4 protein-coding genes are annotated in these 2,792 nt (G+C 48.6%); 2 read left to right on the forward strand and 2 right to left on the reverse strand.

Going from position 1 to position 2,792, the window contains the following annotated elements:
• Positions 1-210: phosphoglycerate kinase (pgk, locus tag Q0338_RS08050; RefSeq protein ID WP_298086300.1), on the reverse strand; the 210-nt coding region annotated here is incomplete at its 3' end.
• A 16-nt stretch (positions 211-226) separates the two neighbouring features.
• Positions 227-1,222, reverse strand: a complete 996-nt coding sequence (gap, locus tag Q0338_RS08055; protein ID WP_298086301.1) for a type I glyceraldehyde-3-phosphate dehydrogenase — start codon at positions 1,220-1,222, stop codon at positions 227-229.
• 313 nt (positions 1,223-1,535) lie between these two features.
• Here gap and nadD point away from each other — a divergent pair, with 313 nt between their 5' ends.
• Entirely contained in the window at positions 1,536-2,108 is a 573-nt protein-coding gene (nadD, locus tag Q0338_RS08060; RefSeq protein WP_298086302.1) for a nicotinate (nicotinamide) nucleotide adenylyltransferase, read from the forward strand.
• Positions 2,072-2,410, forward strand: a complete 339-nt coding sequence (rsfS, locus tag Q0338_RS08065) for a ribosome silencing factor (protein WP_298086303.1) — start codon at positions 2,072-2,074, stop codon at positions 2,408-2,410. The genes nadD and rsfS overlap by 37 nt, the downstream gene beginning before the upstream one ends.
• Positions 2,411-2,792: the final 382 nt, after the last annotated feature.

Below are 2,792 nucleotides of genomic sequence, written 5' to 3' on the forward strand. Positions count from 1 at the left end.
CTCAAAGCCGTTTTTAGGGCGCCCTAGGTGACTAGCCAAAACCACGCTGCAGCCGTTATCTAGGCAGTAGCGGATAGTTGGTATCGCCGAGCGGATCCTGCGGTCGTCGGTGATGTTTAAAAACTCGTCCATAGGCACGTTAAAATCGCACCTAACAAATACCTTCGCGCCGCTAAGCTCAAGATCGTTGATCGATAAAATTTCACTCATTTTTCACCCTTTAAATTTACTTCGTAGCCACGATCTTAGCTAGATCGACAAGCCTTGTCGAGTAGCCCCACTCGTTGTCGTACCACGCAAAGACCTTTACCATATCATCGGCGATGACCTGCGTCGTGTCGCTAGCTACGATGCTACTATATGCGCTCGTGCAAAAGTCGCTGCTAACCCTGTAATCGTCATCGACGAATAAAATTCCCTTTAAATTTGACTCCGCAGCCGCTCTAAACGCCTCGTTTATCTCATCTTTGCTAGCCGGTTTTTTTAAAACCGCCGTTAGATCAACCATCGAGACGTTTGCGACCGGTACGCGCACTGCCTGACCGTGCATCTTTCCGTTTAATTCAGGAAGTACTTTTGCGATCGCTTTTGCGGCTCCGGTGGTCGTAGGCCCGATATTTAGGGCTGCAGCGCGCGAACGGCGGAAGTCTTTGGCCTTCACGTCAACCAAGCTTTGGCCGTTTGTGTAGGCGTGGATCGTAGTCATGAGCCCCTTTACGATGCCAAATTTATCATTTAGTACTTTTGCGACGGGAGCTAGGCCGTTTGTGGTGCAGCTTGCGTTTGAGACGATCGCTTCGCCTGCGTATTTATCGTCGTTTACGCCGACTACAAAGGTCGCCGTGTCGTCTTTTGCCGGAGCGCTCATGACGACTTTTTTGACGCCGCGAGCTAGGTACGGTTCGCATTTTTCGGTGGTTAAAAATTTGCCCGTGCACTCCAAAACCACGTCTGCGCCGTAGTCTGCGTAGCTAAGCTCGTTTAGATCTCTTGTTGAAAAAACTCTTATCTTTTTGCCGTTTACTTCTATAAAATCGTCGCTTATCACCTTAACGTCTTGCTTAAATTCGCCGTGCACGCTGTCGTATTTGAGCAGATAGCGCGTCATGTCGCGCGTCGCCGTGTCGTTGATAGCGACAAGCTCAACGTCGTCTCGCTCTAAAATAATACGAGCAGCACACCTGCCGATACGTCCAAAACCGTTGATCGCGATTTTTACCATGTTTAGCTCCTTGTGCTAGATTTTCCGGTCGCTTTCAAGCGCGCGGAAAGGTTATTTTCATACTTTTAGCTTTTGCGCGTTAAATTTACCAGCCTCAACCGATGCCGAGTGCGTAAATTTAAGCCGCTCTAAAGCCCGCCTTTGCAAATTTTGACCCTCGCTTGCTCGCCAAAAAACGAGCCTTGCGAGCCCAAAAATCCCCAAATTTTACAAAATCTCCATTTAATTTGCGCTTTATCGGCGAATTTTTTGATTTTCAACCAATTTTCACTTCAAATTCGCTAAACTGCACCGAAATTTTAAAGGCAAATTTATGAAAATCGCGCTTTTCGGCGGTAGTTTCGACCCGCCTCATCTCGGGCACGACGCCGCCATCAGAGCCGCGCTAGAGCGGCTAGACGCGGACAAGCTCATCATCATGCCGACTTTTATCAGCCCGTTTAAGAGCGAGTTTTCCGCTCCGCCGCTGCTTCGGCTAAAGTGGGCGAACGAGGCTTGGGGCGCGCTGCCTAAAGTCTGCGTGAGCGACTACGAGATCGCGCAAAATCGCCCCGTACCGACGATAGAAAGCGTGCGGCACATGCGGCAAATTTACGCTGCGAGCGAGCTTTATCTCATCATCGGCGCCGATCATCTAGCAAGCCTGGATAAATGGCACGAGATAGACGAGCTCTTTAGGCTCACGACTTTCGTCGTAGCTAGCCGCGGTAACGTAGCCGTGCCTGAAAATTTTAAAATTTTAAACATAAATGCGCCCGTTTCGTCCTCGCAAATCAGGCAAAATTTGGACAAAAGCCTGATGATACCGTGTATAGCGGACGAGGCGGCGAAATTTTATCAAGGAAAAACATGCAAGAAAGAATCGAACGAATCATCAAAATCCTAGACGCCAAAAAGGCCGAAGCCATCGAAGCTATCGACATGAGCGGGCGCGAATACATCGCAAAATGCGTCATCATCGCCACCACGATGGGCGAGCGCCACGCCTACTCGCTAACCGACGACCTAAAAGAGGGGCTAAAGGACGAGGGCGAGCAGTTTTTAGGCATCGAAAGCTCCGGCGACTGGGTCGTGATCGATCTAGGCGACATCCTCATCCACCTCATGAGCGCGCAGTACCGCGCCAAATACAACATCGAAGAGTTTTTAAGCAAGCTAAAAGAGGCGAAAAGCCTAAGTCAAATTTAGCCCGCCGGCCGGTAGCGTCAAATTTGTCTAAAGCATGCAGAGGACGGCAAATTTGACCAAAGCCACTGCTATAAACTGCTGATATTTGCCGAATCTTGCAAGCGGCGTGCTTGATTATTTTAGCCAAAAGCCGACATCGCAGGCTTTTACACTTGTTTAAATTTGACCGATTTTAGCAGCTACTTTTGTACAGAATTTAAACTTCAGCGAGCTTTTAACGAGCGGCAAATTTACGCCAAGAATGGGCAAAATTTGGAGTTTTTATTTTTCGATACGCAAAAGCCGAGCACTTTTTTGGTGCGCTAAAACGCTAGCTAATCAAAAAATGCTAAAAACAAACAAATGTCGCACGTCAGTCCGCAAGGCAAAGCATCGCTAAAAC

The organism is uncultured Campylobacter sp. (genome assembly GCF_938018145.1).
Lineage (GTDB): Bacteria > Campylobacterota > Campylobacteria > Campylobacterales > Campylobacteraceae > Campylobacter_A.